This window comes from Hylemonella gracilis str. Niagara R, assembly GCF_000600295.1.
Lineage (GTDB): Bacteria > Pseudomonadota > Gammaproteobacteria > Burkholderiales > Burkholderiaceae_C > Hylemonella > Hylemonella gracilis_A.
In genome coordinates this window covers 3,230,791-3,255,384 of sequence record NZ_JEMG01000001.1, presented here as the reverse complement: position 1 = coordinate 3,255,384, position 24,594 = coordinate 3,230,791, and the positions used below count along the sequence as shown (strand labels likewise).

Annotated in this window: 27 protein-coding genes, 1 tRNA gene and 1 riboswitch; of the genes, 18 read left to right on the top strand and 10 right to left on the bottom strand. The window is 65.5% G+C overall.

Annotation, left to right across the window (positions count from 1 at the left end; translation table 11 throughout):
• Entirely contained in the window at window positions 1-1,842 is a 1,842-nt protein-coding gene (locus tag AZ34_RS14805) for an ABC transporter ATP-binding protein (protein ID WP_035609449.1), read from the bottom strand.
• A 32-nt stretch (window positions 1,843-1,874) separates the two neighbouring features.
• Here AZ34_RS14805 and hisF point away from each other — a divergent pair, with 32 nt between their 5' ends.
• The 7 genes from hisF to tatC all read left to right on the top strand — a co-directional run bounded on the left by hisF (window position 1,875) and on the right by tatC (window position 5,681).
• The gene (hisF, locus tag AZ34_RS14800; protein ID WP_035609446.1) at window positions 1,875-2,696 is read left to right on the top strand and encodes an imidazole glycerol phosphate synthase subunit HisF; all 822 of its coding nucleotides are present in this window, start codon (window positions 1,875-1,877) and stop codon (window positions 2,694-2,696) included.
• 8 nt (window positions 2,697-2,704) lie between these two features.
• On the top strand, window positions 2,705-3,118 hold the full coding sequence (hisI, locus tag AZ34_RS14795) for a phosphoribosyl-AMP cyclohydrolase (protein WP_035611864.1): 414 nt from the start codon (window positions 2,705-2,707) through the stop codon (window positions 3,116-3,118).
• Window positions 3,115-3,528 (top strand): phosphoribosyl-ATP diphosphatase, encoded by a 414-nt coding sequence (locus AZ34_RS14790; protein WP_035609444.1) that lies wholly within the window; start codon window positions 3,115-3,117, stop codon window positions 3,526-3,528. The genes hisI and AZ34_RS14790 overlap by 4 nt, the downstream gene beginning before the upstream one ends.
• 27 nt (window positions 3,529-3,555) lie before the next feature.
• A complete protein-coding gene (locus AZ34_RS14785) occupies window positions 3,556-3,915 on the top strand; it encodes a histidine triad nucleotide-binding protein (protein WP_035609442.1) in 360 nt (119 codons plus the stop codon).
• Window positions 3,916-4,012: 97 nt separating this feature from the next.
• Entirely contained in the window at window positions 4,013-4,249 is a 237-nt protein-coding gene (gene tatA / locus AZ34_RS14780) for a Sec-independent protein translocase subunit TatA (protein WP_035609439.1), read from the top strand.
• Between the two features lie 46 nt (window positions 4,250-4,295).
• Window positions 4,296-4,805, top strand: coding sequence for a Sec-independent protein translocase protein TatB (gene tatB, locus AZ34_RS14775; protein WP_035609436.1), 510 nt, complete (start codon window positions 4,296-4,298; stop codon window positions 4,803-4,805).
• 81 nt (window positions 4,806-4,886) lie between these two features.
• Window positions 4,887-5,681, top strand: coding sequence for a twin-arginine translocase subunit TatC (gene tatC, locus AZ34_RS14770; protein ID WP_035609433.1), 795 nt, complete (start codon window positions 4,887-4,889; stop codon window positions 5,679-5,681).
• Between the two features lie 6 nt (window positions 5,682-5,687).
• On the opposite strand, the gene AZ34_RS14765 is transcribed toward tatC, so the two are convergent.
• On the bottom strand, window positions 5,688-6,842 hold the full coding sequence (locus tag AZ34_RS14765) for a S1C family serine protease (RefSeq protein ID WP_035609430.1): 1,155 nt from the start codon (window positions 6,840-6,842) through the stop codon (window positions 5,688-5,690).
• Window positions 6,843-6,937: 95 nt separating this feature from the next.
• On the opposite strand from AZ34_RS14765, the gene AZ34_RS14760 reads away from it, so the two are divergent.
• From AZ34_RS14760 to AZ34_RS18085, 10 genes are all read left to right on the top strand, one after another.
• Window positions 6,938-7,708: a Nif3-like dinuclear metal center hexameric protein gene (locus AZ34_RS14760; RefSeq protein WP_035611862.1), complete on the top strand. Its 771-nt coding sequence runs from the start codon at window positions 6,938-6,940 to the stop codon at window positions 7,706-7,708.
• A 117-nt stretch (window positions 7,709-7,825) separates the two neighbouring features.
• Entirely contained in the window at window positions 7,826-8,887 is a 1,062-nt protein-coding gene (gene pdxA / locus AZ34_RS14755) for a 4-hydroxythreonine-4-phosphate dehydrogenase PdxA (RefSeq protein ID WP_035609428.1), read from the top strand.
• Between the two features lie 83 nt (window positions 8,888-8,970).
• A complete protein-coding gene (gene petA / locus AZ34_RS14750; protein WP_035609425.1) occupies window positions 8,971-9,579 on the top strand; it encodes a ubiquinol-cytochrome c reductase iron-sulfur subunit in 609 nt (202 codons plus the stop codon).
• Window positions 9,580-9,599: 20 nt separating this feature from the next.
• Window positions 9,600-11,018 (top strand): cytochrome b, encoded by a 1,419-nt coding sequence (locus tag AZ34_RS14745; protein WP_419670230.1) that lies wholly within the window; start codon window positions 9,600-9,602, stop codon window positions 11,016-11,018.
• Between the two features lie 17 nt (window positions 11,019-11,035).
• Window positions 11,036-11,791: a cytochrome c1 gene (locus tag AZ34_RS14740; protein ID WP_035609420.1), complete on the top strand. Its 756-nt coding sequence runs from the start codon at window positions 11,036-11,038 to the stop codon at window positions 11,789-11,791.
• 131 nt (window positions 11,792-11,922) lie between these two features.
• Complete coding sequence (locus tag AZ34_RS14735; protein ID WP_035609417.1) at window positions 11,923-12,534, top strand: glutathione S-transferase N-terminal domain-containing protein; 612 nt, start codon at window positions 11,923-11,925, stop codon at window positions 12,532-12,534.
• A 29-nt stretch (window positions 12,535-12,563) separates the two neighbouring features.
• A complete protein-coding gene (locus AZ34_RS14730; protein ID WP_035609414.1) occupies window positions 12,564-13,130 on the top strand; it encodes a ClpXP protease specificity-enhancing factor in 567 nt (188 codons plus the stop codon).
• Between the two features lie 72 nt (window positions 13,131-13,202).
• Window positions 13,203-13,300: riboswitch (cyclic di-GMP riboswitch) on the top strand.
• A gap of 121 nt (window positions 13,301-13,421) precedes the next feature.
• The gene (locus tag AZ34_RS14725) at window positions 13,422-15,179 is read left to right on the top strand and encodes a methyl-accepting chemotaxis protein (RefSeq protein ID WP_035609411.1); all 1,758 of its coding nucleotides are present in this window, start codon (window positions 13,422-13,424) and stop codon (window positions 15,177-15,179) included.
• Between the two features lie 106 nt (window positions 15,180-15,285).
• Window positions 15,286-15,795 (top strand): carboxymuconolactone decarboxylase family protein, encoded by a 510-nt coding sequence (locus tag AZ34_RS14720; protein ID WP_081767240.1) that lies wholly within the window; start codon window positions 15,286-15,288, stop codon window positions 15,793-15,795.
• On the top strand, window positions 15,792-16,169 hold the full coding sequence (locus AZ34_RS18085; protein WP_081767239.1) for an Atu4866 domain-containing protein: 378 nt from the start codon (window positions 15,792-15,794) through the stop codon (window positions 16,167-16,169). The genes AZ34_RS14720 and AZ34_RS18085 overlap by 4 nt, the downstream gene beginning before the upstream one ends.
• A 94-nt stretch (window positions 16,170-16,263) precedes the next feature.
• On the opposite strand, the gene AZ34_RS14710 is transcribed toward AZ34_RS18085, so the two are convergent.
• A complete protein-coding gene (locus AZ34_RS14710; protein ID WP_035609408.1) occupies window positions 16,264-17,004 on the bottom strand; it encodes an SDR family oxidoreductase in 741 nt (246 codons plus the stop codon).
• 243 nt (window positions 17,005-17,247) lie between these two features.
• Between AZ34_RS14710 and AZ34_RS14705 the strand changes: the two genes are divergently transcribed.
• Complete coding sequence (locus tag AZ34_RS14705; RefSeq protein WP_051509895.1) at window positions 17,248-18,216, top strand: AraC family transcriptional regulator; 969 nt, start codon at window positions 17,248-17,250, stop codon at window positions 18,214-18,216.
• Here the strand turns inward: AZ34_RS14705 and AZ34_RS14700 are convergent.
• The 7 genes from AZ34_RS14700 to AZ34_RS14670 all read right to left on the bottom strand — a co-directional run bounded on the left by AZ34_RS14700 (window position 18,213) and on the right by AZ34_RS14670 (window position 24,389).
• Window positions 18,213-19,043 carry a gamma-glutamyl-gamma-aminobutyrate hydrolase family protein gene (locus AZ34_RS14700; RefSeq protein ID WP_035609406.1) on the bottom strand — a complete coding sequence of 277 codons (831 nt, stop codon included), beginning with the start codon at window positions 19,041-19,043 and terminating at the stop codon, window positions 18,213-18,215. The genes AZ34_RS14705 and AZ34_RS14700 overlap by 4 nt on opposite strands.
• Window positions 19,044-19,301: 258 nt before the next feature.
• Window positions 19,302-19,391 (bottom strand) — tRNA-Ser (locus AZ34_RS14695).
• A 105-nt stretch (window positions 19,392-19,496) separates the two neighbouring features.
• Complete coding sequence (locus AZ34_RS14690; RefSeq protein ID WP_035609403.1) at window positions 19,497-20,828, bottom strand: tryptophan--tRNA ligase; 1,332 nt, start codon at window positions 20,826-20,828, stop codon at window positions 19,497-19,499.
• Between the two features lie 31 nt (window positions 20,829-20,859).
• On the bottom strand, window positions 20,860-21,540 hold the full coding sequence (locus AZ34_RS14685) for a site-2 protease family protein (RefSeq protein ID WP_035609401.1): 681 nt from the start codon (window positions 21,538-21,540) through the stop codon (window positions 20,860-20,862).
• Window positions 21,541-21,928: 388 nt separating this feature from the next.
• The gene (locus AZ34_RS14680) at window positions 21,929-22,552 is read right to left on the bottom strand and encodes an L-threonylcarbamoyladenylate synthase (RefSeq protein WP_035609399.1); all 624 of its coding nucleotides are present in this window, start codon (window positions 22,550-22,552) and stop codon (window positions 21,929-21,931) included.
• A 34-nt stretch (window positions 22,553-22,586) separates the two neighbouring features.
• A complete protein-coding gene (locus AZ34_RS14675; RefSeq protein WP_051509894.1) occupies window positions 22,587-23,519 on the bottom strand; it encodes a DMT family transporter in 933 nt (310 codons plus the stop codon).
• A 12-nt stretch (window positions 23,520-23,531) separates the two neighbouring features.
• Entirely contained in the window at window positions 23,532-24,389 is an 858-nt protein-coding gene (locus AZ34_RS14670; RefSeq protein ID WP_035609396.1) for a 3',5'-nucleoside bisphosphate phosphatase, read from the bottom strand.
• Between the last annotated feature and the right edge of the window lie 205 nt (window positions 24,390-24,594).

Genomic DNA, 24,594 nt, shown 5'->3' with positions numbered 1-24,594 from the left:
TCACTCGTCGTCGTCCGCGATGAACCCGTCCACCTGCCGTGCCCACAGCCGGGCATAGGCGCCGCCTTGGGCCAGCAGCGCCTCGTGCGAGCCTTCCTCGCGGATCTGGCCGCCCTCCATGTACAGGATGCGGTCCATGCGGCTGACCGTGGACAAGCGATGGGCGATGGCGATCACCGTGCGGCCTTCGAAGAGGTTCCACAGGGCATCACGGATGGCGTGTTCGGTCTCGGAGTCCAGCGCGCTGGTGGCTTCGTCCAGCAGCAGGATGCGCGCCTGCTTCAGGAAGGCACGGGCGATGGCCACCCGCTGGCGTTCACCGCCGGACAGCAGCACGCCGCGTTCGCCTACCACGGCTTCGTAACCACCGGGGCGGCGGCGGATGAAGGTGTCGCAATGGGCTTGGCGTGCGGCCTGCAGTACCTCGTCCCAGGGGGCTTCGGGCCGGGCGTAGCGGATGTTGTCACCGATCGAGCGGTGAAACAGGCCGGGGTCTTGAGGCACTTCGGCGATGGCACGGTTCAGCGAGGCGAGGCTGACCTGGGCGATGTCCTGGCCATCGATCAGGATGCGGCCAGCCTGCAGCTCGTACTGGCGTCGCAGAAGGCGAATCAGCGTGCTTTTGCCTGAACCCGAGGGGCCGACCAGGCCGACTTTCTCGCCAGGCCGGATGGCCAGGTTCAGCCCTGTGAAGACCGGGGTGCCGTCGCCGTGCCGGAAGCCCACCCCTTCGAAGGTGATGCTGCCCTTGGGCACGCGCAGATCCGGAGCGCCGGGCAAATCGGCGATCGCGTGCGGCACGTTCAGTGTCTCCAGCGAGGCATCGACGATGCCCAGGTTCTCGAACAGGTCGGTGAAGCGGGCGCAGAGGTTCCAGACGTTGTTGCTCAGGATGGCGGCCAGCGAAAAAATCATCACCATCTCGCCAACCGTCATCGTGCCCGCCATGACCTGTGCGATGGCCAGTGCGATGAAGCTGATCTGGAAGGCCAGCAGGGCGTTGAACATCAGCAGCCACATCAAGATCAGGAAACGGCGCAGTCGGCGTGACGCATCGGCTTCCTGCAGCACGGCATCGGCCTGGCGCAGACACTCATGCGCCCCACGGGCGAAACCACGCACGATCTCTGAGTTGCCGAGAATGTCCACCATCACGCCGGTGGAACGCGAGACTTCCTCTGACAGAGCACGCGACAAACCCAGGCAGCGCCGCGCCAGCACGACGGACAGCGCCAGGTAGGCCACCGTCCAGCCCAGCAGCACCCATAGAAAAATTGAGGCCTGCGGCGCCACGATGGCCACGCCCACGGCGATGGCGACAATGAGCCGCGTGATTTCATTGAACAGGATGCCGAGCAGGTTGGCCGCGGCCTGCCCCGCCTGCTTGACCTTCTGCGCCAGCCGACCCGCGAAGTTATCCTGGAAGTAGGCGGGCGCGTGCTCCATCAGGTAAGAGAAAAGGCAGGTCTGCACCTCCATGCGCAGCGCAGGCGTGGTGTGCAGGTCCACCCATTCCCGCAGCCGGTTGAAGCCGGCGGAAATGACCCAGGCACCTGCAACCAGCGCGAAAGGCAGCCAGATGTCGGAGGGCCAGGAGGCATCCAGGCCGGGTTGGAAGCGGGCGAGGGCTTCGACCAGGTCGCGCAGGAACAGCGGCTCCAGGGCCATCAGTCCGATGCCCGCGACGCTGGTGATGGTCAGGGCCAGCACGCGCCAGCGAAACCGCGTCCACAGCAGCGTGAACAAAAAGGCCAGTGCATGCCGGGGAATGGTGCCGCCGTTGAAATGGCGGTAGTGCAGGAAATGGGTTGAGGGGATGTTCGAGACTTCTTTGCTGGTCATGTGTGCAATGGCGCCCGCCTACAATCCTCGGCATGTTAGCCAAACGCATCATTCCCTGCCTGGACGTGACGGGCGGACGCGTCGTCAAGGGCGTGAACTTCGTCGAGCTGCGCGACGCGGGCGACCCGGTGGAGATCGCCGCGCGCTACAACGAGCAGGGCGCGGACGAGCTCACCTTCCTGGACATCACCGCCACCAGCGACGGGCGCGACCTCATCTTGCACATGATCGAGGCCGTGGCCTCGCAGGTCTTCATCCCGCTCACCGTTGGGGGGGGCGTGCGCACGGTGGAAGACGTGCGTCGCCTGCTCAACGCAGGGGCGGACAAGACCAGCTTCAATTCGGCCGCGATCGCCAACCCGCAGGTCATCCGCGACGCCTCTGAGAAGTACGGCGCGCAGTGCATCGTGGTGGCCATCGACGCCAAGCGCCGCTCCGAGTCGGATGCCAAGCGCCTGGTGGACGGGCGTGAAATCGGCCCCGGCTGGGACGTTTACAGCCACGGCGGGCGCAAGAACACCGGACTGGATGCCCTGGCCTGGGCACGCCAGATGGCCGAATACGGCGCGGGCGAGATCCTGCTGACCAGCATGGATCGCGACGGCACCAAGAGCGGTTTCGACCTGGCGCTCACGCGCGCCATCAGCGACGCGGTCAGCGTGCCGGTCATCGCCTCGGGTGGCGTGGGCACGCTGGACCACCTGGTTGAGGGCGTGAAGCAAGGCGGGGCCGATGCCGTGCTGGCCGCCAGCATCTTCCACTACGGCACCTACACCATCGCCCAGGCCAAGGCGGCCATGGCGGCGGCCGGTATCCCTGTGCGCATCGAGGCGACTCAGGAGCTGCCCGCATGAGCGCGCCCATGACCCCCTTGACCCCGGATTCGACCTGGCTGGAGGAGGTGAACTGGGATGCCCAGGGCCTGGTGCCGGTGATCGCGCAGGAACAGGGCAGCAACGACGTGCTGATGTTCGCCTGGATGAACCGCGAGGCCTTGTTGAAAACCGCTGAACTGGGTCGTGCCGTCTATTACAGCCGCTCGCGTGGCAAGCTGTGGTTCAAGGGCGAGGAGTCCGGTCATGTGCAGACCGTGCACGAAATCCGCCTGGACTGCGACAACGACGTGGTCTTGCTGAAAGTCACCCAGGCTGGCCACACGCCGGGCATCGCCTGCCATACCGGCCGCCACAGCTGCTTCTTCCAGCGTTACGAGAGTGGGGCCTGGCGGACGGTGGAGCCCGTGCTCAAGGACCCTGAAACAATCTACAAATCATGAGCAGCAACGATTCCCTGGCGCGCCTCGCGGCCCTCATAGAAAGCCGCAAGCCCGCCAACGGCGGAGATCCGGAAAAAAGCTACGTCGCGCGCCTGCTGCACAAGGGGCCAGATGCCTTTTTGAAGAAGGTGGGTGAGGAAGCCACCGAAGTCGTGATGGCCGCCAAGGACGCCGACCATGCACTGGCCCTGGGCGTCTTGGCAGCCGACGCTGCCCGGCAGAAGGTGCTCTACGAAATGGCCGACCTCTGGTTCCACAGCCTGATCGCCCTGGCCCACTACGGCCTGACGCCTGCCGACGTGATCACCGAGCTGGAGCGCCGCGAAGGTACCAGCGGCCTCGAGGAAAAAGCCCTGCGCAAGGCGCAGGCGCGCAGCGCGACGGAAACCGCCGACAAGCAGCAACCCTGATTTTCCAGACCACCCACAGGAGACGGCATGAGCCACGACCCGAACTGCATTTTCTGCAAGATCGCTGCAGGGCAGATTCCATCGAAGAAGGTCTACGAGGACGAGGACATTCTCGCCTTCCACGACATCAACCCCTGGGCGCCGGTGCATTTCCTGCTTATCCCGAAGCTGCACATCGCGTCGATGGCCCAGGTCGGGCCGGAGCATGCGGCGTTGATGGGCAGGATGATGACCCTCGCGCCCAAGCTGGCGCTGGAACAGGGATGCCGTCCCTATCCGGAAGGTGGCTTTCGCATCATGGTCAACACGGGCGGTGATGGTGGGCAGGAAGTGCACCACCTGCACCTGCACGTCATCGGCGGTCCGCGTCCCTGGCTCAAAGGCTGAAGCTAAGAGGGAATTGCCGGGCGGTCGAATTACCTGGGCTTGACAAACAAGCCCTAGAATCTGCGCCCTGATTCCGGGATTTTTAGGAGTAAGAGATATGGGTTCCTTTTCCATCTGGCACTGGCTGATCGTGCTGCTGATCGTGGTCATGGTGTTTGGCACCAAGAAGCTGAAGAATCTGGGTAGTGACCTGGGCAGCGCCGTCAAGGGTTTCAAGGACGGCATGAAGGACGGTTCCAGTGAGGACAAGCCGGTCGCGCCGCCCCAGCAGGTCACGAGCGCTGCCGCCGCTGAAAAGACCACCATCGACGTCGAAGCCAAGCACAAGTCGTGATGCGCCCCTCGCGCAGCCCGCGTCCTGAGACGGTGGTGTCCCTGCCATGATCGACCTCGGTCTGTCCAAGCTGGCGCTGATCGGCGCCGTGGCCTTGATCGTCATCGGGCCCGAGAAGCTGCCGCGCGTGGCCCGCACCATCGGCACCTTGCTAGGCAAGGCGCAGCGTTACGTGTCCGATGTGAAGGCGGAAGTCAACCGCTCGATGGAGTTGGACGAGCTGCGCAAGATGAAGACCTCGGTCGAGGGCGCGGCCCGCGATGTGGAGAACTCCATCCAGAGCGCCTCGTCCGGCATCGAGCAGGAATGGTCGACCACCGCCGCGGAACTGGAATCCAGTTTCGAATCGTCGAGCGGGGTGATGCCTGAACTGGTCAACTACCCCGAATACAAACACCCAGGCAAGAACTGGCGCCTCAAGCGTGGCAGTGTGCCGGCCTGGTACAAGGCCCGTCAGGGCCTGCGCACCAAGGCGCTGTCGGGCGCCGCTCGGGTGGCGCGGCACCGCCCGCCGGGGTTCTCCGGCGCCGCGAGGCGGCCGCGCCAACTGGGTTGAGTAAGTTTTTCTTGTTGTTCTTCATCCCCCTAAACAAGCGCGTTCCTCCCGCATCGGGCCCGGGAACGCAGCGCTGAACCCATGGCTGATTCCGACGACAAAAAAGACGATGAACTGGCGGGCACCGAGCAGCCCTTCGTCCAGCACCTGGTGGAGCTGCGCGACAGGCTGCTCAAAAGCGTGATCGCCATGGGCATCGCCGTCGCGGCGCTGGCCCTGTATCCCGGCCCGGGCTCCTTGTACGACCTGCTGGCCGCGCCGCTGGTGGCGCATCTGCCGCAAGGCGCGACGCTGATCGCCACCTCGGTCATCTCGCCTTTCATGGTGCCGCTCAAGATCCTGCTGATGGCGGCTTTTCTGCTGGCCTTGCCCGTGTTGCTCTACCAGCTCTGGGCCTTCGTCGCGCCGGGGCTGTACAGCCACGAGAAGAAGCTGGTGCTGCCCCTGGTGATCAGCAGCACGGTGCTGTTCCTGATGGGCGTGGCCTTCTGTTATTTCTTCGTGTTTGGCAAGGTCTTTGCCTTCATCCAGAGTTTCGCGCCCAAGACCATCACGGCCGCGCCGGACATCGAGGCCTACCTGAGCTTCGTGCTCACGATGTTCCTGGCCTTCGGTCTGGCCTTCGAGGTGCCGATCGCGGTGATCGTGCTGGCGCGGCTGGGTATTGTCAGCATCGAGAAGCTGCAGGCCTTCCGAGGCTATTTCATCGTCCTGGCCTTCGTGATCGCCGCCATCGTGACCCCGCCCGACGTGATTTCACAGCTCGCGTTGGCCATCCCCATGTGCGTGCTCTACGAGGTGGGCATCATCGCCGCCCGCGTGTTCATCCGACACACCAAGGCACCGGAAGAAACGCCGGACGCCCAGGCGAAATAAGCCGGCTTACTCCTGCAAGCGGCGCGGCGTGGGGCGCACGCCGGGGGTGATGTTGATTTCCAGCGACTGATCCTGCCGTTGGACGGCGAAGGGCGCGGCCTGGCCGGGTTTGAGCGCGGCCACCCGCGTCAGCAGTTCAGACACATTGCGCACGGGCTGTCCGCCCACGCGGGTGATGACATCGCCGGGGCGGATGCCAGCCTGCGCCGCCGGGCCGTTCTGCAGCACGCCAGTGATGATGACGCCCTCGGTGGCCTTGACGCCGAAGGTCTCGGCCAGCTCGGCCGTCAGGTCGTTGGGTTCCACGCCGATCCAGCCCCGCGTGACCTGCCCGTCCCGGACGATGCTTTCCAGCACCTGCTGGGCCGTGGCCACGGGGATGGCGAAGCCGATGCCCATATTGCCGCCCGAGCGTGAATAGATGGCCGTGTTGATGCCCAACAGGTTGCCGTTGGCGTCCACCAGCGCGCCGCCCGAATTGCCCGGGTTGATGGCCGCGTCGGTCTGGATGAAGTTCTCGAAGGTGTTGATGCCGAGCTGGTTGCGGCCCAGCGCGCTGACGATGCCGCTGGTCACGGTCTGGCCCACGCCGAAGGGGTTGCCGATGGCCAGCACCGGATCGCCCACTTCCAGGGAATCCGAGTTGCCGAGCACGATGACGGGAAGCTTGTCCAACTCGATCTTGAGCACGGCCAGATCGCTGTCCGGGTCTGAGCCGATCACGCGCGCGCGGGTATGTCGGCCGTCATTGAGAATCACGTCGATCTCGTCGGCACCCTCGATCACATGATTGTTGGTCAGGATGTAGCCACTTTCGCTGACGATCACGCCGCTGCCCAGGCCGACCTGGGGCTCGTTCTCCGGATCACCGAAGAAGAAGCGGAACCAGGGGTCGTTGTTCAGCGCGCCGCCAGGCTGGCCGCGCTTGGGTGCCTTGCTGGTGTTGATGCTGACCACGGCGGCCGATGCCTTCTGTGCCGCCAGTCGGAAGCTGCCCGGTGGCCCGCCGGCCGAGCGGTCCATCGGGGCCTGGAACAGGGCCACGGTGGGGGCGGCCTGGCCGGAGGACAGCAGCCACCCCGGCTTGAGCGTGGCGACGATGAACCAGATCGCCAGCAGGATGGTGACGGTTTGCGAGAACAGCAGCCAATAGCGTTTCATGGCTGCAAATTGTAGGCGCGCCGCGTCGCCATGCCTGCCCGCATCGGGATGCCCTGCCATCCCGTTGCCGCGATTGGATGAAGGACAATGCGCGCATGACTTCCCGCGAGACCTTGCTCCAGAGTTTCGACGCGCTGCTGCAGCCCGAGCGTTTCAAGGATTACGGCCCCAACGGTCTGCAAGTCGAGGGCAAACCCCTGATCCGCAAGATCGTTTCCGGCGTGACGGCCAGCCGCGCGCTGATCGAGGCCGCCATCGCCGCGCAGGCCGACGCCATTTTTGTGCACCACGGCCTGTTCTGGCGCGGCCAGGATGGCCGCGTCACGGGCTGGATGAAGGAGCGGCTGCGCTTGCTGCTCGCGCACGACATCAACCTCTACGCTTACCACCTGCCGCTGGACGCGCATCCGGAGCTGGGCAACAACGCCCAACTGGGCGTGCGCCTGGGTCTGCGTGGACATGCGGCGTTTGGCGAGGGTCTGCTGGGCTGGTTGGGCGAGCGTGCGGATGGCGGCGTGTACGCCGACGCGCGGGCACTGGCCGACCATGTGGCACTGTGCCTGGGCCCGGTCTCGGGCCGGGGTGTGACGCTGGTGGACGGTGGTCGGCGCCCGCTGCGCCAGATCGCCTGGTGCACCGGGGGCGCCCAGGGCTATTTCGAGGCCGCGATCGCGGCCGGCGCCGACGCTTACATCACCGGCGAGATCTCGGAACCCCAGGCCCACTACGCGCGCGAATGCGGCGTGGCCTATCTGGCTTGCGGTCACCACGCCACCGAGCGCTACGGCGCGCCCGCCGTGGCCGCCCATGTGGCGCCGCCGCTGGGCTTGGCGCACGAGTTCATCGACATCGACAACCCTGCCTGACATGAGGTCCCCCACGGTCGCCCACCACGTGTGGCTCCCTGCCCCCCGAGGGGAGGGCGTTGCGCCCGTCCGTGCGAAACGCGGGCTTGGCCGCGCAGGCGGCCCGGCGGCGAAACCATGAAGCCTTACGCCATCACCCTGGGCGATGCCGCGGGCATCGGGCCGGAAATCATCCTGAAGGCGGCCTGGGAGGCACCGGAGCTGCTGCGCGGTTGTTTCGTCGCGGGCGACCCCGAGGTGCTGCACCGCGCGGCGGGCTGGCTGCGGGACAAAGTGAACGCGCCTGCCGAGCACCGGCCCACCCTGGTGCAGATCACGCATCCGGCGCAAGCGCTGACGCTGCCTGCCCACCATTTGCCTGTGCTGCCAGTCGCGGCCTTGCAGGGCGGCTTGGCTGCCGTGCCGCCCGGCCAGATCAGCGCGGCGGCTGGCCGTCTGGCAGGCGAATGCGTGGTCTGGGCCGCCCGCGCGGCCCTGCGCGGCGAGATCGCCGGCTTGGTCACGGCGCCCCTGCACAAGGAAGCCTTGGCCGCCGCCGGCCCGCCTTGGGACGCCTACCCCGGCCACACCGAATTGCTGCAGGCCGAGGCCGCCGCGCACCAAGGCGTACCCGTCGCCAGCATGCCGGTGCGCATGATGTTGGCCAACGAGGAATTGCGCACGGTGCTGGTCAGTATCCATGTGTCTTTGCGCGAGGCCATCGAAGCCGTCACCACGGACAATGTGCTGCAAACGCTGCGCATCACCGATGCCGCCCTGCGGCCCGTGCTGGGCCGTGCGCCGCGCATCGGCGTGGCCGGCCTGAACCCGCACGCGGGCGAGGGCGGGCGCTTCGGACGCGAGGAAATCGAGCTCATCACCCCGGCGCTGGACCTCGCGCGGCGCGAGGGCATCGACGCGCGCGGCCCCTACGCACCAGACACCGTGTTCATGCGCGCGCGCCAGGCTCCGGGTCATCCGGGCGAGTTCGACGTGGTGGTCGCCATGTACCACGACCAGGGCCTGATTCCGGTGAAATACCTGGGCGTGGAGCAGGGCGTGAACGTGACCTTGGGCCTTCCGCTGGTGCGCACCAGTCCAGATCACGGCACGGCGTTCGACATCGCCGGCCAGGGGGTGGCCGATGCATCCAGCCTGATCGAGGCGGTGAGGGTCGCCAAGCGTCTGGCGGCGCATTGAGTCGGCTAGAATCCCCCCGCTGTAAGTCCGGCCATCATGGGCCGGCACGATTTCAACCCCGGTAGATTTGATTGAGGAACTCCATGAGCGACACGCTTGCCGATCAGAGTCAGATGGACCCGAGCAAACGGACGTGGCTGATCGCCACGGGCGCTGCGGGTGCCGTGGGGGGCGTGGCCACGCTCGTCCCGTTCGTCAGCACCTTCCAGCCGTCCGAGCGTGCCAAGGCTGCCGGTGCGGCGGTCGAGGTGGACATCGCCGCGCTGAAACCGGGTGAGAAGGTCACGGTCGAATGGCGCGGCAAGCCGGTGTGGATCATGAAGCGCACGCCCGAGCAACTGGCGACGCTGGAAAAGGACGAAGACCAGCTCGCCGATCCCAACTCCGATCGCAAGGCCTACCCGACCCCGGAGTACGCCAAGAACCGCCATCGTTCCATCAAGCCGGAAGTGTTCGTGGGCGTGGGCATCTGCTCCCACCTGGGCTGCTCGCCGACCGACAAGTTCACGCCTGGCGCTCAGCCCTCGCTGCCCGACAACTGGCCCGGTGGTTTCCTGTGCCCCTGCCACGGCTCCACCTTTGACATGGCGGGCCGTGTGTTCAAGAACAAGCCGGCGCCCGACAACCTGGAAGTGCCGCCGCACATGTACCTGTCCGACAGCAAGCTGCTGATCGGCGAAGACAAGGCCTGAAGGTCATACGGAAGAAGAACATCATGGCTGAATTCAAGGAACTCCCCGCCGACGCGCCCGCAGGCGCCAAGGTGCTGAACTGGTTCGAGAACCGGTTCCCGACCGCCTTCGACGCCTACCGCGTCCACATGTCGGAGTACTACGCCCCGAAGAACTTCAACTTCTGGTATTTCTTCGGCTCGCTGGCCATGCTGGTGCTGGTGATCCAGATCGTCACCGGCATCTTCCTGGTGATGCACTACAAGCCGGACGCGGCCTTGGCCTTCGCCTCGGTGGAATACATCATGCGCGACGTGCCCTGGGGTTGGCTGGTGCGCTACATGCACAGCACGGGCGCCTCGGCTTTCTTCGTCGTGGTCTACCTGCACATGTTCCGCGGCCTGCTCTACGGCAGCTATCGCAAACCGCGCGAGCTGGTCTGGGTCTTCGGTTGCGCGATCTTCCTGGTGCTGATGGCCGAGGCCTTCATGGGTTACCTGCTGCCCTGGGGCCAGATGTCCTACTGGGGCGCTCAGGTCATCGTGAACCTGTTTTCCGCGATTCCCTTCATCGGTCCGGACCTGGCCCTGCTGATCCGTGGCGACTACGTGGTGGGTGATGCGACGCTGAACCGCTTCTTCAGCTTCCACGTGATCGCCGTGCCCCTGGTGCTGCTGGGCCTGATCGTGGCGCACTTGCTGGCGCTGCACGACGTGGGCTCCAACAACCCCGATGGCGTCGAGATCAAGAAGGGCCCCAAGGGCAACCGCTGGTCCAAGGACGCGCCGGCCGACGGCATTCCCTTCCACCCGTACTACACGGTGCACGACATCATGGGCGTGAGCGTGTTCCTGATGGTCTTCACCGCCGTTGTGTTCTTCGCGCCCGAGTTCGGCGGCTACTTCCTGGAGTACAACAACTTCATCCCGGCCGACCCGCTCAAGACTCCGGCCCACATCGCCCCGGTCTGGTACTTCACGCCCTTCTATTCGATGCTGCGCGCCATCACCACTGAGATGATGTACGCGCTGGTGCTGATCGTGGCGCTGGCCGCCGTGTTGGCCATCGTCAAGGGTGGCCTGGGCGGCAAGGGCAAGGCGGCCGTGGCCGTGGGGGCCCTGGTTGGGATCGCCCTGATGCTGGGCATTGACGCCAAGTTCTGGGGCGTGGTGGTGATGGGCGGTTCGGTGATCATCCTGTTCTTCCTGCCCTGGCTGGACCACAGCCCGGTCAAGTCCATCCGATATCGTCCGAGCTGGCACAAATACCTCTACGGCGTGTTCGTGATCGTGTTCCTGATCCTGGGTTATCTGGGCGTGCAGGCACCGTCGCCGATCGGCGAGCGTGTTTCGCAAGTCGGCACCCTGTTCTATTTCGGCTTCTTCCTGCTGATGCCGTGGTGGAGCCGTCTGGGTGAACCCAAGCCGGTTCCCGACCGTGTGACGTTCGAGGCGCATTGAGCCGGGGAGCAAACAACATGAAAAAACTGATTCTTGCCCTCTCCACGTTCTTTGCGCTGAGCGCGGGTGCCCTGGCCGCGGGTGGCGGTATCGCCTGGGACAAGGCCCCGGTGAACACCAGCGACACCGCGTCCCTGCAGAATGGTGCTCGCCTGTTCGTGAACTACTGCCTGAGCTGCCACTCGGCCGCCTACATGCGTTACAACCGCCTGACGGACATCGGCTTCACCGAACAACAGATCAAGGACAACCTGCTGTTCACCAGCGACAAGGTGGGCGACTTGATGAAGGCCGCCATCGATCCGAAGCAGGCCAAGGACTGGTTTGGTACCAACCCGCCGGATCTGACGCTGATCGCCCGCTCGCGCGCGGGCCATGGCGGCACCGGTGCGGACTACCTCTACACCTTCATGCGCACCTTCTACCCAGACGCCAGCAAGGCCACGGGTTGGGACAACCTGGCCTTCCCCAGCGTGGCGATGCCGCATGTGCTGTGGGAACTGCAAGGCCAGCGCAAGCCGGTCTATGAGACCCATCAGGAACACGGCCATGATGTGAAGGTGTTCACGGGCTGGGAACAGATCACACCGGGTACCCTGACCCCGCTGCAATACGACCAGGCCGTGGGCGATCTGGTGAACTTCCTGCAGTGGATGGGTGAGCCCGCTCAGAACACCCGGGTGCGTATCGGTGTCTGGGTGCTGATCTTCCTGTTGGGCTTCACCATCCTGGCCTGGCGTCTCAACGCCGCGTACTGGAAAGACGTCAAGTAAGACGCAGGTCTGAATTTTGCACCAATATGGTGCAAAATTTGCTTTTCGATGAGTGGGTTTGCGATAATGCAGCCCACTCTTTTCGTTTCTGAATTTCCTTCTTTCCCCCATCCCCCCAGGAGCTACCCGCCATGATGGTGCTGTATTCGGGCACGACCTGCCCCTTCTCCCACCGCTGCCGTTTCGTGTTGTTCGAGAAGGGCATGGATTTCGAAATCCGTGACGTGGATCTCTACAACAAGCCCGAGGACATCAATGTCATGAACCCTTATGGCCAGGTGCCCATCCTGGTCGAGCGTGACTTGATCCTGTACGAATCCAACATCATCAACGAGTACATCGACGAGCGCTTCCCGCACCCGCAGCTGATGCCCGGCGACCCGGTGGACCGCGCCCGCGTGCGCCTGTTCCTGCTGAATTTCGAGAAGGAACTGTTCGTCCATGTGTCCACGCTGGAAAACCGCGCGAGCAAGAACAACGAGAAGGCGCTGGAAAAGGCCCGCGGCCACATCCGTGACCGCCTGACCCAGCTGGCCCCCGTGTTCCTGAAGAACAAGTACATGCTGGGCGACAACTTCTCGATGCTGGACGTGGCCATCGCGCCCCTGCTCTGGCGCCTGGATTACTACGGCATTGATCTGTCCAAGAACGCAGCCCCCCTGCTCAAGTACGCCGAACGCATCTTCTCGCGTCCTGCCTACATCGAGGCGCTCACGCCCTCCGAGAAGGTGATGCGCAAGTAAGCGCCTCGCGGGAACCTGGAACAGCGCAGATGAGCCAGAGCACGACGACGGGGTCTCAACCGCCCCAGGCCACGTCCACCCGGCCTTACCTGATCCGAGCCCTCTACGAATGGTGCGCCGACAACGGGCTCACGCCTTACGTGGCGGTGCGGGTCGACGACACCGTGCGTGTGCCGCGTGAGTACGTGAAGGACGGCGAGATCGTGCTCAACATCAGCATGGACGCCACGAGTGCCTTGCAGATTGGCAACGAGTACATCGAGTTCAAGGCCCGTTTCGCTGGCGTGGGGCGCGACATCCTGGTGCCCATCCGGCAGGTCATGGCCATCTATGCCCGCGAGAACGGGCAGGGCATGGCCTTTCCGCTGGAGTCCGCACCCGACGAGGAACGGGCCGAGGAGGCCGGGGACGCGCAGACCATCGCCGCCGAGTCTTCGCCCTCCCATGGCGAAACCCCGGGCAGCGGTGGTGCCGCCATCCTCAGCCTGGCGTCCGATTCGGACGCTGCTGACCACGGTGATGGTTCGGACCCCGAACCTCCTCGGCCGACCACGCCGCCTGCTGGCGGGCGCCCCGCGCTCAAGCGGGTGAAGTAGCGCAGCGGCCATCCGCGGCCGGCTTCCTTGGGCGTGAGGGAATGTCAAGTCCGTGCGCAGACTAGAATGCCAATCACGCAAAGGCACACCCGAGCGAAAGCCGGGGTCGCAAAGCTTCCAGTCTAAAGTTGCCCGCCACGGCGGGTGACCAGGATCGTGGGGCCGCAGTCTCCGCAGCCAACCGCTGACATTCGGTTCTGCCTTCTTTCCCCAGGTGTCGACTTTGTGTAGCCCATCGTCCTGCGATGGAGTCCGTTGACGCGCCCATCCTCGGGCCCTAGGGGTAGCTGAATGAATATCAACAATTTGCGCGTGGCGCAAAAGCTCTGGCTGGTCATCATGGGTCTGCTGACCTTGATCCTGGTGGTCGGCGTCTGGGGCCAGATCGCGGTTCGTTCCGCCACCGACCGGGCCGCGCAAGTCGTGGCGCACTACGAGTCCTCGATCACGACGGCCGTGCGTTGGCAGGGCTTGGCCGAGTTGGCCACGGCCATGACCCTGAGCCGGGCCAAGGTGACCGATGCCGCCTTGCGCGCCGATTTCGAGGCTCGCTCCATCGAGTTGAGCAAGCGCATTTCGCCGGTTCAGGAGGAAATCTCCAAGACCGCGCGCTCCGAACGCGACAAGGCCGTGCTGGCCGAGATCGCCAAGCTGCGGGTCACGGTGCTGGCCAACCGCGATCAGATGAAGAAATTCGAGGAAGCGCAAGACCAAGCCGGTCTGCTGGCCTTCGTCGAAAGCCAGTACCGGCCGACCCAGAGCATCTACCTGGCGACCATCGGCAAGTACATCACCGAACAGCAGGCCCAGCGCGACGAAGCCCGCGCCGAGCTGGAGGCGCAACACCAGCGCCTGCTCATGATCAGCGGCGTGGGTGTGCTGGTGGTGTTGGCGCTGAGCGTGGGGCTGATCCGCTGGCTGGTGTTGTCCATCACCAAGCCGCTGGACAGCGCGGTCAGCGTCGCGCAGGCCATCGCCCAGGGTGACCTGACCCAATCCCTCAAGACGCGCCGCAAGGATGAATTTGGCCTGCTGCTGCAGGCCCTGGCCGACATGAACGAGCGGCTGCGCCAGCTGGTGTCCAAGGTGCGTGCCGGCGTGGAGTCGGTGTCCAACGCCTCGGACGAGATCGCCAGCGGCAACCAGGACCTGTCCGCGCGCACCGAGCAGACCGCCGCCAATCTGGAAGAAACCGCCGCCAGCATCGAGCAACTGACCAGCACCGTGGCCCAGTCCGCCGACACGGCGCGCCAGGCCAACCAACTCGTGACCTCGGCGGCCGGCTCGGCCGCGCGCGGTGGCGAGGTGATGGACCAGGTGGTGCAGAGCATGCAGCAGATCAGCGAGTCGTCCAAGAAGATCAACGACATCATCAGCGTGATCGACGGCATCGCCTTCCAGACCAATATCCTCGCCCTTAACGCGGCGGTGGAAGCCGCGCGCGCGGGTGAACAAGGCCGGGGGTTCGCGGTGGTGGCCAGCGAGGTGCGCAGTCTGGCGGGCCGCAGCGCTGACGCGGCCAAGGAAATCAAGACCTTGATTGGGGCCTCGGTCGCGACCGTCGCGACGGGTTCGACCCAGGTCGAGCAGGCTGGCATGGCCATGGACGAGATCGTGACGAACGTCAAGCGCGTGTCGGACCTGATCGGTGAGATCACCAGCTCCGCCGAGGAGCAGCGCGACGGCATCAAGCAAGTCAACCAGGCCATCACCACCCTGGACCAGATGACGCAGCAGAACGCCTCCTTGGTGGAGGAGTCGGCCGCCGCGGCTTCCGGCCTGCGGGACCAGGCCTTGCGTCTGGCGCAGGTGGTCGCGGTGTTCAACGTGGGGACCGGCGTCCCCATGGCGGCGCAGATCGCGGCCCGGCCCTTGGCCTCATCCGCCGCGCCGGCTCCCGCGCCCGCCTTGTCGGCTCAACCCAAGCCTGCTGCGTCCCGTCCGGCGGCCACGCCACCGCGCCTCACCTCCACCCTGGCCTCGGCAAGCAAGCCCAAGCCGGTGACGGCGAACGGCAAGGGCGACGACGGGGATTGGGGCGTGTTCTGATTTCCTGGAGGATGGGGCAATCCGCCGCCGGTTTTAGGCAAGGCAAGAGGTGGGGACGTTCCTAGAGTGTGGGCTCTCATCCATCACTCCCGGAAAGGCTCCCGCCATGGAAACCCGCCATCTCCGTCCTCGCCCGATACGAGGACTCCTGTGCACCGTCACCCTGTTTGTCGGGGTTGGGGCCCTGCATGCGCAGGCCTCGCCCGCTGGTGCGCCGCCCAGCCCGGACCCGCGTTACGAGCGCGGTCTGCAGGTTCTGCGTGAGCTCAACCAGGGCCAGACGCAGCCGGTGTTCGAAGCCATGCGGCGCGAATTCCCCTTCCTGGCCGACAGCACCGCCTCCTACGCGCTCGGCGACGTGTGGGGCCGGCAGGTGCTGGACCCCAAGACCCGCCAACTGGCCGCGATGGCCGCGTTCGCGTCCCTGGGGCTGCGCAGCTTCTTCAAGACCCACGCGGGGTATGCGCTCAACCTCGGCGCCACGCCGGAGGAACTGAAGGAAATCGTCTACCTGGTCACGGTCCCCGCCGGTTTTCCGAGAGCCATCGAGGCCTCGCAGACCCTGCAGGAGCTGTTCGCCGAGCGGGGCCTGAACCCGGCGGGAGGCCGCCGATGAAAACGCTGCTGCCCATGACCATGCTGGCTTCCAGCGCTGTGCTGGCCGACACCGTGCCCGCCAGGCTGCCCCCCGCGGTGCAGGTGGCTGGCCAGCCCGGGCCGAACCGTCATGATGATCCAACCAGCCATCCCTATCTGGGCATGTGGGTGACCGAGGACGGATACATCCGCCACGAGCTTCTGCCCAACGGGCGGTACGACGAACAGCGTGGTAGCCGCAAGAGCGCGTACCAGGGGCGCTACTGGGTCCTGGGTGACCGCATCTGGTACCTGGACGACACGGGCTTCACCGCCGATGGCCAGTTCCGTGGCGACGTGTTCCTCCATGGTGGGTATGTCTTCCGGCGCGTGCCGGCGGGCCGGACGCCTTGAACCACGGGCGGGGCGTCGCCAAACGCGTCGCCCCGTGCGCCGATGCCGCCCATAGCCCCTCCACGCGGACGGTCAGCGGCATCGGCATGACCCATCAAGCAGGGCTGCGCGTGGGGCGCACCACCACCTCGCTCACAGACACTTCGCGTGGCTGGGCGATGGCGTAGGCGATGGCCTGCGCGATCGCCTCGGGTTCGATCGTCACGGCCCGGAAATCGCGCATGGCGGCGGCGGCATCCGCATCCGTGATGCTGTCGGCCAGCTCCGAGCGGATCGTGCCGGGCGAAATCGTTGTGACGCGGATGTCGCCATCGAGCTCCTCCTGGCGCAAGGCCTCGCAGATGGCCCAGACCGCGAACTTCGAACCGCAGTACACCGCTGCGCCCGGGAAGGCGTGGTGCGCGCCGATCGAGGCCACGCTGATGAGATGCCCCATGCCCTGCGCCTTCATGCGCGGTAGCGCGGCGGCGATGCCGTACAGAACGCCCTTGACGTTGATGTCGATGGTGTCCTCCCATTCGTCCACCTTGCCCACGCTCAGCTTGGACAGCGGCATCACGCCCGCGTTGTTGATCAACACGTCGATGCGCCCGTAGGTGCTGACGGCGAGGTCCACGAAGTTCTGCACCGACGCGCGCTGCCGCACGTCCAGCGCCACCGTGAGCACCTGCGCACCGTGTTGCCGCAGGCTGCCGGCCAGTTCGTCCAGCCTGTCCATGCGCCGCGCGCCGATGACAAGCCGGGCGCCCATGCCCGCCAACACCTGGGCGGTGGCCATGCCGATGCCGCTGCTCGCGCCCGTGATGGCGATCACCTGGTCCTTGATTGCTTCCATGTCTTGTTTCTCCTGGGGTTGCAAAGAGGCACGACCGTGTGCCTCTCCTCCAGGCCAGTGTGCGCAGCACCCGCCCGCTAGCTTTGCCGTTTCCTCCTCGAAGCTTGCCCATAGCTCCGCATCCCCGCGCGGGTCCGTGACAAGGCGCCTTGGCCTTGCCTGATCCTCCAGATTCCTTGCCCGATCTTGTGGGGCTGATCGGGTGCGCTCGAATCTGGGCGATCGATCTTCTATAGTCAGCGCATGGCCCACGTCGACCTTGCCACCCCATCCGCCTTCGGCATGACCGCGGACCTGTCCTCGCGCCTCGACGCCTTGCGCGCCTTGGTGGACGCGCAGGCCCGCGTGGACGGTTTCACGCCCACGGCGGTCAGCGGCCTCCAGTTCATCCGCGCCAGCGCGCCCAGCCAACCGTTGAACGTGATGTACCGCCCTGCGCTATGCATCTTGCTGGGCGGGCGCAAACGGGTCTTCCTGAGCGACCAGGTGACGGAGTACAGCGAAAGCTGCCACCTCGTCATCTCGCAGGACCTGCCCGTGGTGGGGCAGGTGGTGCAGGCCTCACCGCGCGAGCCCTACCTCAGCCTGCACCTGCGCATTGAACACTCGGACGTCAGCCAGATCCTCCTGGACCATGGCCTGCCCCCGGAGCCGCCCAATGCCACCACGGACGCAGCGCGGGGCCTGTACACCGAACCCTCATCGCCAGCACTGATGGACGCGGTGCTGCGCCTGGTGCACCTGCTGCAGACGCCGCGCGACATCGCGGCGCTCGCGCCCCTGATCCGGCGCGAGATTGTCTACCGGCTCTTGTCCTCGCCCAACGGGTGGCGCATGGCGCGCACCGCCAAGGCCGATTGCAGCGACCAGCGCATCGCGCGGGTCATCGCGGTGCTGCAGGCCCGCTTCCGCGAATCCATCGGCGTGAACGAGCTGGCCGACATCGCGCACCTCAGCGCCTCGGCCCTGCATTTCCACTTCAAGGCCGTCACCTCGTTCACGCCGCTGCAGTACGTGAAGCAGCTGCGCCTGCAGGAAGCCCGCAGGCTGATGCTGGGTGCCACCGACCGGGACGCGGCTTCCATCGCCTTCGAGATCGGCTACGAAAGCCCCTCGCAATTCAACCGCGAATACGCCCGCATGTTCGGCGCACCGCCGGTGCGCGACCGGCAGCGCATGCTGGAATCAGGCGTACCGCTGGGCTTTCTTTAGAAGGGTGCCGAGGGCTCAGGGGCGCGTGCGCTCTTGAGCCGCCGGGCCGTCCGCAGGAAATCCATCACGATGCGCTGATCGTCGAGATGCGCCTTCCCATCCGGCGCATGGAACTCGGGATGCCACTGCACTCCCGCGATGTAGCTCTCACCTTCCTTGCGGATGGCCTCCACGATGCCGTCCTCAGGGCAGACCGCCTCCACCACGAAACCCGGCGCGACCTGCTTGATGGCTTGGTGATGGATGCTGTTGACCCTGCCGTGCGACATATGGGGGTACAGGGCCTGCAGGCGCGTGCCAGCCTTCAGTTCGATCTCATGTGCGTTCTGGTCATAGATGTCTCGGCGGACATGGTCCAGGGCGTCTGGAACCTGCGTCTCGATGTCCTGCCACAGCGTGCCGCCAAACGCCACGTTCAGGATCTGCAGACCGCGACAGATACCAAACACCGGTTTTCTGGCCTGCACGAAGGCGTGGATCAGGGCGATTTCATACTGGTCTCGCACCAGGTCCCCGTGGCACTGCGCATTGATGGGCGTCTCACCATAACTTTCAGGCGCGACATCGTTGCCGCCCTGGAGCACCAGGGCATCCAGTGACTCGGCGTAGTGTGAAAGATTCAGCTCGCTGGGCCGGACCAGGCTACGCTCATCGACGGCCGGCACCATCACCGGCAGCGCGCCGCAGCGCATCAGCATCTGGGCCACCGACTGCTCCATGTAATGCAAGGTCTTGGTCCAGACACCGCCCAGGTCCAGCACCGGGGTGGCGGGGTAGTAGATGCGAGCGGAAACGCCCACGAGCAGCGAAGGGGTCAGGAAAGGCATGGTATGAGGCGGAGATTCGAGGCACGCTGGAAGCTGGGCTCTGGCGTGCGCGGTTCTTTGAACCTTCGCATGGTTGCGGGCGAGCGTCAAGCGTTCGGGCAAGTGCCCATACGTCCGGCCAGATGAATCAGTCACTCACAGCCTAGCAACTGTCGGAAGAATAGTGAACACGTTCATCCCTGCTTCCCCGTGCGGTGCGCAGGGACTGTCAGAAACAACAACGGGTTGCGGCATTCCTGCAGCAACCCGTTGAAAACTTGGCGGAGAGGGTGGGATTCGAACCCACGGTAGGCTTGCGCCTACGCCTGATTTCGAGTCAGGTACATTCGACCACTCTGCCACCTCTCCGGCTTTAGACGCATGTGTCGAAGCGCCGGATTGTAGCAGCACCGCACCGGCTTTTCCGCCACGCCCCGACCCCGGGGTGTTTCTCTTGCCGCGTTCGCTTCTGCCTTATGCCTCGGCAGCCTCGCGCAGCAGGCGCAGGGCGGCGTGCAGGGCCTGGGCGTCGGTGGGCGCGGGCAGTTGCGCCAGCGCCGCATCGTCGGCCTGCAGGGCCTTGATGGCCGCGCCTGCGTCCTTGGGGCTGGCGTAACCCGCGCTTTGCAGCAGCAGCTGGCCTTGGGCGCCGACGACCTTGAAATAGAACTGGCCGTCGGCTTCGCGGTATTGCTTGAAGCTGGGCAGCGCGGCCTTGGTCGCCTTGCTTTTCTTGTCCGTGGCTTGTGCGCGCAGGTCGCGCAGGCCCACTGCGTGGCGCAGCTTGGCGGTGAAGGGCGTGGCGATGCGGCGGGCCTTGGCCGCGCCAGCCTTCAGCATGTCTTCCAGTCGCTCGGGGTGGTCGATGAGCGATTGGTAGGTTTCACGCATGGGCGCAATTTCGCGGTCGATGCGTTCGAACAGCAGTTCCTTGGCCTGGCCCCAGGCGATGCCCTCCGCAAAGGCATTGCGCAGTTGCGCCGTTTCCTCGGGCGTGGCGAAGGCTTCGTAGATCTGGAACAGGGCGGAGCCCTCGGTGTCCTTGGGCTCGCCGGGCGCGCGTGAATCGGTCTTGATGCCGGCGATGAGTTTCTTCAACTGATCGCGCGGTGTGAACAGCGGAATCGTGTTGTCGTAGCTCTTGCTCATCTTGCGCCCGTCCAGGCCGGGCAGCGTGGCCACGCTTTCCTCGATCTGCGCCTCGGGCAGGGTGAAGTGTTCGCCGTAGAGGTGGTTGAAGCTGGCGGCGATGTCGCGCGCCATTTCGATGTGCTGGATCTGGTCACGTCCCACGGGTACGCGGTGGGCGTTGAACATCAGGATGTCCGCCGCCATCAGCACGGGGTACATGAAGAGACCGGCCGAGACGCCGGCGTCCTCGTCTTCGTCCAGGTCCGCGGCACCTGCCACTGCCCTTTTCTCGCGGTTCTTGTCCACCGCAGCCTTGTAGGCATGCGCGCGGTTGAGCAGTCCCTTGCCGCAGACGCAGGTGAGGAACCAGGTGAGTTCCGGGATTTCGGGGATGTCACTCTGGCGGTAGAAGGTCACGCGCTCCGGGTCCAGGCCCGCCGCGATCCAGGTCGCGGCGATTTCCAGCGTGCTGCGCTGCACGCGGGCCGGGTCACCGCCGGTCTTGATGAGGGCGTGGTAGTCGGCCAGGAAGTAAAAGCCTTCCATACCCGCCGTGCGGCTGGCGATGACAGTGGGGCGGATGGCGCCAACGTAGTTGCCCAGGTGCGGCGTGCCTGAGGTGGTGATGCCGGTGAGGACGCGCAAGGGCTCGGCGCGTGGTGTCTCATTGCTCATGTCGCGGGTATCGTCAGGGTTCGTCAGAGGGTTAGCGCAGCAGGTAGGCGAAGGGCGTCAGCAGCACGTCCAGCAAGTCGTAGGTCAGGCGCATCACGGGTTGCATCCAGTACGTGCTGACTACGCCCAGGATGACCAGGCCCAGCACGATGAAGAAGCCCCAGGGCTCGACGCGCGCCAGCCAGTAGGCCTGCTTGTTAGGTAGCAGGCCGACCAGCACTCGACCGCCGTCCAGGGGCGGCAGCGGGAAAAGGTTGAAGGCGAACATCACCACGTTGACCAGCACGCCCGCGCGGCACATCTCGAGGAAGAAACGTTCGCTGGCCTGGGTGTTCAGGCCCAGGGCGATCAGCACGAACAGCAAGATGGCCCAGAGCAGGGCCTGCAGCAGGTTGGCGCCCGGCCCGGCCAGTGCGACCCAGACCATGTCGCGCTTGGGATGGCGCAGACGGTCGAAGCGCACCGGCACGGGCTTGGCGTAACCGAAGACGAAGGCACCCGCGGTCGCGAAGTAGATCAACACCGGCATCAGCAAGGTGCCGAGCGGGTCGATGTGCTTGATCGGGTTGAGCGTCATGCGCCCGAGCATCCAGGCGGTGTCGTCGCCGAAGCGCTTGGCCGCGTAGCCGTGGGCCGCTTCGTGCACCGTGATGGCGAAGATCACGGGCAGGGCGTAGATGAGGACAGTTTGAATCAGGTTGTTGAAATCCACGGGGGGATTGTCTCATTCCCGCAATGCCTGAATCTTGCGGGGTTGGGGCTTGCCTTGCTGCGTTGGTGAAGTCAGGGGTTGGGCTTTGGCTGGGGGCGGCAGGCGCGCGGGGCAGGGAACCGCTCCCCATGAGATTGGCTGCGCAAATCAGAAATCGTCGGGATTCCCTGCCCCGCGCGCCTGTCACAGGCCTGGTGTGCAAGTGCGGGTCGTCCATGGTGGCACGTGCTAGCCGGTCGATTCCAGCGAGGTGCGGGTGGGCGACCGCGCCGCCGATTTTGATTTGCGCAGCTAATCTCATGAGGCGGACGGTTGCCCGCCCGAGCCTCGCGAGGCGCGCCAACCCTCATCTGTCAATGCTGAGTGAAACAAGAGAGCAGCGCGAAGTTCACAACCCCAGCACCGCCGGATCGCCCCGCCCACGCCGGATGATTTCGGGCTCGTCGCCAGTGAGGTCGATCACCGTGGTCGGCTCCAGCGGGCAGGCCCCGGCGTCGATCACGGCGGCCAGTTCGTGCTGGTAACGCGCGCGGATCTCCTCGGCGTCGTTCAGCGGCTCGGTCTCGCCGGCCGGGATCAGCGTGGTCGCCAGCAAGGGCGCGTCATGCAGCGTCAGCAGTTCCTGCAGCACCTTGTGGTCCGGCACGCGCAAACCGATGGTCTTGCGCGCCGGGTGGCTCAGGCGGCGTGGCACTTCCTTGCTGGCTTCGAGGATGAAGGCCCAGGGCCCTGGCGTCGCGGCCTTGAGCAGGCGGTACTGGCGGTTGTCCACGCGCGCGTAGTTCGCCAGTTCCGACAAGTCGCGGCATAGGAGCGTCAGGTGGTGCTTGTCGTCGATGCGCCGAATCGCGCGCAGGCGTTCGGCGGCGGCCTTGTCGTCGAGGTGGCAGACCAGGGCGTAACAGGAGTCGGTGGGCACGGCCAGCACCTGGCCAGACGCAAGCAGGGCGACCGCCTGCTTGAGCAGGCGCTGCTGTGGGTTCTCGGGGTGGAGTTCGAAAAACTGGGCCATGGATGGTGGGGCTGCGGTGCGTAGAGGGTCCGGTTCAAACTTCCATCGGCTCGCGCAGCGCGCTGTTCTGGAAATCCTTGGAACGCTGCGGCGGTTTTTCGCGCAGCGCCAGCCAGGCGCTGGCGGCGCCGCACGTGGCGATCATCAGCATGCCCAGCAAGCCCCAGCCGTCTGCGAAGTGGCCGAAGACGAGCCAGCCCGCGAACATGGCGAAGGCGATCTGCACATACATCAGGGGCATCAGCGTGGACGCGGGCGCGCGCCGATAGGCCTGGATGAGCGCGAAGTGGCCGATGGTGCCCGTCAGCCCCATCAAGACCAGCGCGCCCCATTCGGGCAGGGTCTGCGGCGTGACCCAGATGAAGGGCAGGGCCAGCGAGGCCAGGAGGGCGCCGACCCAGCCGGTGTAGAAGTGCATGGTCACGGCGTCCTCGGTTTTCACCATCTTGCCGGTCAGGAGCTGGAAGGCCGAATGCGTGCCGACCTGGATCAAGGGCAGCAAGACATGCCAGCCGAACAGGTCACCACCGGGGCGGATGATGATGAGCGTGCCGATGAAACCGCCCGCCACCAGCGTCCAGCGCAGGCGCGAGACATATTCACCCAAAAGCGTGGCCGCCAGCAACGTGACCACCAGGGGCGCGATCATGGCGATGGCGGTGAATTCCCCCACGGGCATGTACTTCACACTGAGGAATGTCAGCAGGCTGGTGACCGCGAGCAGGGCACCGCGCAGCACATGCAGGCCGGGATGCCGCGTGTGGAAGATGGCGCGGCCCCGCTGGGGCAGCATCACGACCGTGGTCAGCACGGCCTGGAAGATGTAGCGGAACCACAGGCCCAGCAGCACGGGCAGGGTGAGGGCGACGATCTTGGCCGAGGTGTCCAACGTGGCGAAGCAGGCCAGCGCGGCCAGCGCCAGCAGCATGCCGCCGACCGTGTTGCGGCGGGCAAGAAAAGAGGTCATGGAAAGAGGGGGTCAGTGGTGGATGCGCTCGGTCAGCAATTCCCAGACGGGCGTGAGCTGGCCAGGCAGGTAGGGCAGGGCGCCCAGATCAATGCGGGATTCGTCGGGGCTGTGGAAATCGCTGCCCCGCGAGGCGGCCAGGCCGAATTCCTGGGCCATGTCGGCGTACTTGCCGTATTCGCTGGGCAGGTGGCTGCCCGTCACGACTTCGACACCCGCGCCGCCATGTTGCTTGAATTCGGAGAACAGGGCGTACTCCTCGTTGGGGGTGAATTTGTAGCGCCCCGGGTGGGCGATGACGGCCGCGCCGCCGGCGTCGGTGATCCAGCCCACGGCGTCGCTCAGCGAGGCCCAGCGGTGCGGGATGTAACCCGGCTTGCCCTCTGTCAGGTAACGACGGAAGACTTCGTTGGTGTCCGCGCAGACGCCGGCTTCCACCAGATAGCGTGCGAAATGCGTGCGCGAGATGAGTTCCGGATTGCCCACGTACTTCAACGCACCCTCGTAGGCGCCCGGAATGCCGGCCTGTGCCAGCTGCGCGCTCATTTCGCGGGCCCGTTCGCCGCGTCCGCCACGGGTCTGGCGCAATCCTTCGACCAGACGGCTGTCCGCCGCGTCGAAACCCAGGCCGACGATGTGCACGGTCTGGCCGGCGAAGGTGATGGAGATTTCCACGCCCGTCAGATAGGGCAGGTCTTCGGCGCGGGCCGCCTCCAGGGCGCGCTGCTGGCCACTGACTTCATCGTGGTCGGTCAGGGCCCACAACTCCACGCCCGCCGATTTGGCCCGCCGTGCCAAGGCCTCCGGGCTGAGGGTGCCGTCGGAGGCCACGGAATGGCAATGAAGATCGGCATTCAGATAGGAGGCCATGGCGAGATTCTAGAGGGCAGACCCCGTCCGCTTGGCAGCAGGGTTGAGTTACAGATTTCAGGCGGCGCGTCGAAATCAGAGTAGACAGGAGCAAAGGGATGAAAAAGCCCTGCCTGGGCGCCACCGCACACGATGGGGCGGCGCACGGCGGGCTGCTCATAGAAATTGACAACCCATGCCTGCAAGTCAATAAATTCCAACCAAG